4 protein-coding genes are annotated in these 5,153 nt (G+C 65.4%); 1 reads left to right on the forward strand and 3 read right to left on the reverse strand.

Features of this window, described 5'->3' with window-relative positions; genetic code table 11:
- From BGO64_RS00005 to BGO64_RS00015, 3 genes are all read right to left on the reverse strand, one after another.
- Nucleotides 1-1,765: peptidase U32 family protein (locus tag BGO64_RS00005; protein ID WP_286699918.1), on the reverse strand; the 1,765-nt coding region annotated here is incomplete at its 3' end.
- 177 nt (nt 1,766-1,942) lie between these two features.
- On the reverse strand, nt 1,943-2,554 hold the full coding sequence (locus BGO64_RS00010; RefSeq protein WP_198497899.1) for a LysE family translocator: 612 nt from the start codon (nt 2,552-2,554) through the stop codon (nt 1,943-1,945).
- Between the two features lie 128 nt (nt 2,555-2,682).
- Nucleotides 2,683-3,636 (reverse strand): LysR family transcriptional regulator, encoded by a 954-nt coding sequence (locus tag BGO64_RS00015; RefSeq protein ID WP_109112806.1) that lies wholly within the window; start codon nt 3,634-3,636, stop codon nt 2,683-2,685.
- 200 nt (nt 3,637-3,836) lie between these two features.
- Here BGO64_RS00015 and BGO64_RS00020 point away from each other — a divergent pair, with 200 nt between their 5' ends.
- The gene (locus tag BGO64_RS00020) at nt 3,837-4,925 is read left to right on the forward strand and encodes a ketoacyl-ACP synthase III (protein WP_286699919.1); all 1,089 of its coding nucleotides are present in this window, start codon (nt 3,837-3,839) and stop codon (nt 4,923-4,925) included.
- Nucleotides 4,926-5,153: the final 228 nt, after the last annotated feature.

Consider the following 5,153-nt stretch of genomic DNA (forward strand, 5'->3'; position numbering starts at 1 on the left):
CGGCCTTGAGACCGGGCACCTCCTTGGGGCAGAGCTGCTGGCTGTAGCGGATGCAGTGCTTCGTTGTCATCAGCACCACTTCCCGCTCCTCCTTGTTCGCCTCATACGCGGGGGCGATGCTCCCTACCCCGTGCTCGCGAAAGAACTGCTCCGCCGCGCTGTTCAGCACGTTGCCGAGGTAGGAGAGCCGATGTTGGGGATAAACGGCGCCTCGCAGGGGAATGCGCCGCTCGGGTCGCCGGTAGGCAGCCAGACGGGCCGCCTCCAGGGCGGCGATCCCCTCCCGGCGCAAGCCGTTAAGCTGTGAAGCCGCAATAAACAGCGGGCGAGTGAATGCCAACTCAATCTGGCGCGCCACAAACAGGGTGTTGCCGAGTTTGCCGAGCTGATCCCTGGCCTGTTGCAGCGCCCGTTCCGGGTTGTCGGCCAACTGCTGGTCGCAGGGGAGCGTAACGGCGGCACCAATGCCCTGCTCGTCGGTAAGCGTGAGCCGCAGTCCCTCGTCGCACTCCGATAGCCGCATATCGACCCGGATGCGGCGATCCGCGCTCCCTTTTTCAAGCTGCTTGCTGAAGGCCTGATCGTGGTTGCGAAAGATCTCGGTGCCCACCTTGAGACCGGGCATGGGTTCCGACAGGAGTAACCGCTTGCTCTGTGCCTTCTCTTCCACTTTATTGAGGCGCATCCCCACCAGCTCGCCCCCCGGCTTGAAGAAGCCGAGGCCATCGCCGTTGTTGAGGGCAACGGCCTGGCCGTCGATCTCGATGCCATCGCGGGTCACGCTGGTGACGCGCCCGAGCGGCTCCCCGACGTATTTCGGGCTGCGCGGCGAGTCGATGCCTGGCTGTCGGCCATGGAGGAAGTAGTCGGTGCTGCCCCGGTTGAAACTCTTCTTGGGATCCGGCGTAAAGGTGTAGCTGCAACGACCGGCGGAAGCGGCCACCAGGTCGGGGCGGCGCTCCAGGATGGAGTCCAGCTTCTGGCGATACCAGGCGGTGACGTTCTTGACGTAGTCGAGCCCCTTGAGGCGCCCTTCAATCTTGAAGGAGCGGATCCCTGCGGCGATCAGCGCCTCCAGGTTGTCGGTCTGATCCATGTCTTTCAAGGAGAGCAGGTGGCTGTTTTCCACCAGCACCTCCCCCGCCGGCGTTTGCAGGGAACAGGGCAGTCGACAGAGCTGGGCGCACTCGCCGCGGTTCGCGCTGCGCCCGGTGCGGGCGTGGCTGATGTTGCACTGGCCGCTGTAGGAGACGCACAGGGCGCCGTGGATGAAGAACTCCAGCTGCACGCTCGTGGCGGCGCTTATCTCGCGGATCTGCGCAAGGGAGAGCTCGCGGGCCAGCACCACCTGGGAGAAGCCCACGTCCTGCAGAAACTTTACCTTTTCCGGGGTGCGGTTGTCGGTCTGGGTGCTGGCGTGCAGCGCGATGGGGGGCAAATCGAGCGCCAGCAGCCCCATGTCCTGCACGATCAGCGCATCGGCCCCTGCCTCGTAGATCTGATGGGTCAGGCGCCGGGCCTGCTCCAGCTCGTGGTCGTGCAGCAGGGTATTGAAGGCGACGAAGACCTGGGCGCCGAAGCGGTGGGCATGGCGCGCCAGCGCCTCGATGTCCTCGAGGCTGTTGCCTGCTGCGCTGCGGGCACCGAAGGCGGGGCCCCCCATGTAGACGGCGTCGGCGCCGTGGTTGATGGCCTCGATGCCATAGGCAAGGTTCTTGGCCGGGGCCAGCAACTCCAGGCGGTTGTGATGGTTCTGATCGCGCATAACGTCCGGTTCGAAGGGCTGCAAATGGCCGCCACTCTAACCAGACTCCCCGCCCCCTGCCTTGATCCCGCTTAAGATCACCGCAGAATGCAGGATTGACCCGGTACAAGGTCATCTGGCTGCCCCTCATCCCCCGGCCCTGACAGAGTGCCGACTACGCAGGCACCCGACGCGGAGCTAGATCACGACCTTGAGGGCCAGCCCCAGCAGCACCAGGCCGCTCACCTTGTCGATCACGGTGGATTTGGCCTTGAGCCAGGCGAGTACGGGCCCGCGAGAGAGCACCAGGGCCACCAGCACATACCAGAGCGCATCGATGCCGCCTGCGGTCAGCATCATGATGCCCCCCTCACGCCAGCCGGTGTCGGCGTGCACGAACTGGCTGAACAGGGCGATAAAGAAGATGGCGAGCTGGGGGTTCAAGAAGGCCACCATAAAGCCCTCGAACGCCCCTTGACGTCCCCGTGGCCGGTGCCCCTCCTCCTTGCCTGCCTCCCCCCCTGCGGGCCTGGCCAGCAACGCCTTGATCCCGAGCCAGGCGAGAAACGCCGCGCCGCCGTAGCGGATGAGATCGAACAGCAAGGGGGTCTGGGTGATCAGGATGGCGAGGCCGAGGGCCGTGATCAGCGCATAGATGCCAACTCCCAGGCCGTGTCCCAGCGCCGTGGCAACCCCGTGGCCCTGCCCTCCCTGCACCGTATTGCGGATGATCAGTGCCAGGCTTGGCCCCGGGCTGATGGCCCCCATCACGCAAATGGCGGCCAGCGCCAGCCAACTCGTCAGCTCCATACCTTCTCTTCCTTCGTGTCGATTGTTGTCACCCTGGATCAGGGTAGGGGGTGGCTCGCTATGCCAGAAGTGAAAGTTATGAATAGAGCCCATAGCCAGTGGCTATAGAGTGGCACAACCCGCTGCCATCAGCGGCTCACCTGCGGCCCTCGGGCCAACTGCTTGCGACTCTCCCCCAGGGTGAATTGCAGGTGATCCCGCAGGAAGGGATAGGCCAGCTCGCGAAACCAGCGGTGAGCCGGATCCAGGTGGTGGCGCTGGTGCCACAGCAGATGATACTGCTGGACCCGGGTGGCGAAGGGGAGATCGCAAAAACTCAGGGCATGTTCCCGGGAGAGCTGCCAGGCGATATGGGCCGGGGTGGTCATCAGACAGTCTGTGCGCAGCAGCACCTCCACCGCAGCCTGGAAGAAGGGCACCCGGGCAAACCAGCGGCGGGAGAGCCCGCGGGGGGCCAGCACCTGCTCCACCGGGCTGTCCTTGTCCCCGCCCCCGCTCACCTGCAGGTGAGGCCAGGCGAGGTAATCCTCCAGACTGGGCGCCATGCCAGAGAGCGGGTGATGGCGCCCCATCAGCACCACCAGCCTGTCCTCCCCCTGATGCAGGCCGCGGATCTGGTCCGGCACCAGCTCCGTGATGGTGGAGACCATGTCCAGCTCCGATTGCCAGAGCTGGGGCAACTGGCGCTTGTCCCACAGGCTGTACTCCAGCGCCGCCCGGGGGGCGGCCCTCGCCAGGGCCGCACAGATGTCCGGCAAGATGTGCTGGGCCACGTAGTCGGAGGAGGCGAGCCGAAACACCCGCTCGCAGCGCTCGGGGGCAAATTCCGGCGCCTCGTAGAGCCGCTCCAGGGCACCGAGGGAATCGGCAAGCTGGGCCGCCAGGGCCTCGGCCCGCGGGGTCAGCAGCCAGCGCTGCCCTTCCCGCACCAGCAGTTCGTCGCCAAACTCGCTGCGAAGCTGGCCGAGCTGCTTGCTGATGGAGGGCTGGCTCAGGTTCAGCAGCTCCGCCGCCCGGCTGATGTTGCGGGTCTCCAGCAGCACCTTGAGGGTGGGCAAGAGATTGAGATTCGCTTTGTGCACAGGAGTCACCTCGGGAAGGGGTCGCCGGGATCGGGCCTTCATCTTACGGCAAGGAGAAGCGGAAATTTAAGCAAAATCACGGTCTTGCTCCCGCCACTCCCCTTACACTGGGGGGACCGCAGGATGACAGTGAACGCCCCGTGCGGCATAATTTCGCCACTTTCCGCCCCAGGGCGGCCATCACGACAAGCGACGACAAGATGACATACGCCACTATCACCGGGTGGGGAAAATGCCTGCCCCCCGCCTCGCTGACCAACGATGACCTCGGCACCATCATGGATACCTCGGACGAGTGGATCTACCCGCGCACCGGCATCAAGGCCCGCCGTGTCTCCCATGTCAGCACCCAGGCGCTCGCCACCCTGGCCGCCCGTCGCGCCCTGGCGTGCGCAGGTCTGGACGCCGCCACCCTCGATGGCATCATCCTGGCGACCGCCACACCGGGCACACTGGTCCCCAATGGCGCCTCCGCCGTGCAGCAGGCTCTCGGCGCCCACAAGGCGGCGGTGTTCGACCTCAACGCCGCCTGCACCGGCTTCGTCTATGCCCTCTCGGTCGCCACCTCCCTGGTGCAGACCGGCATGATGCAAAAGGTGCTGGTGATCGGTGCCGAGCGGCTGACCCAGTTGCTGGACTGGGCCAAGCGCGACACCGCCGTGCTGTTCGGGGATGGCGCAGGCGCCGTCATCATCGAGGCGAGCGAGCAGAAGAGCGGCCTGATTGCCAGCAAGCTCGGTTGTGACAGCGAAGCGCGGGAGATACTGCACGTGCCGAACTTCGGTACGGATCGGGTGCGTTTCGCCGACATTGACGGCCTCTTCACCTTCAACTTCGAGGGGCAGGAGATCTTCAAGCGCGCCGTGCGCGGCATGGGCGAAGCCACCGGCACCGTACTGGCCCAGGCCGGCATCGCCCCCGAGCAGATCGACCTCATCGTGCCGCACCAGGCGAACGTGCGCATCATCGAGACCCTGGCCAAGCGGATGAACGCCCCCATGGAGAAGGTGATGGTCAACATAGAGCAGTACGGCAACACCTCCGCCGCCACCGTGCCCATCGCCCTGTGCGAGGCGCTGGAGCAGGGTCGGGTCAAGCCGAACAGCTACCTGCTGACCGCCGCCTTCGGGGCCGGGCTGACCTGGGGCGCCGCCCTCATCAAGTGGGGAGACCGCGTCACCCCGATCGCGAGTTGCGACGAGGTGCTGCCCCCCTGCGAGCAGAGCGCCCTCGAACTCATCGCCCATGCGGTGCAGGGTTGCCAGCAGGCCCGCCCCGCCGACGCCTGAGCGAGCGCCCGCTCCCCATGATCCGCCAGGAGCCCCGTGGCTCCTGGCAGCCAGCCCCCCCTACGTCCCCTCGCCGTTTCGGCAGCGACATAAAAGTCATTGAAAAGTGTGAATTTTGAGCGAAACATATCAAAAAATGACCACTTGACACTTTTTTGTCGTCAGAATGCGGCCAAGGGGTTCACAACCTTACCGGATCTGGTAGTATGCGGCCTCGCACTTGGGGAG

Origin of the sequence: Aeromonas sp. 62-46 (assembly GCF_001898585.1) — a bacterium.
Taxonomy (GTDB): domain Bacteria; phylum Pseudomonadota; class Gammaproteobacteria; order Enterobacterales; family Aeromonadaceae; genus Aeromonas; species Aeromonas caviae.

Excerpts from the sequence above, each read along its gene's own strand:
- BGO64_RS00010 (WP_198497899.1), bottom strand. The coding sequence starts at position 2,554 with ATGGAGCTGACGAGTTGGCTGGCGCTGGCCGCCATTTGCGTGATGGGG.
- BGO64_RS00020 (WP_286699919.1), top strand. The coding sequence starts at position 3,837 with ATGACATACGCCACTATCACCGGGTGGGGAAAATGCCTGCCCCCCGCC.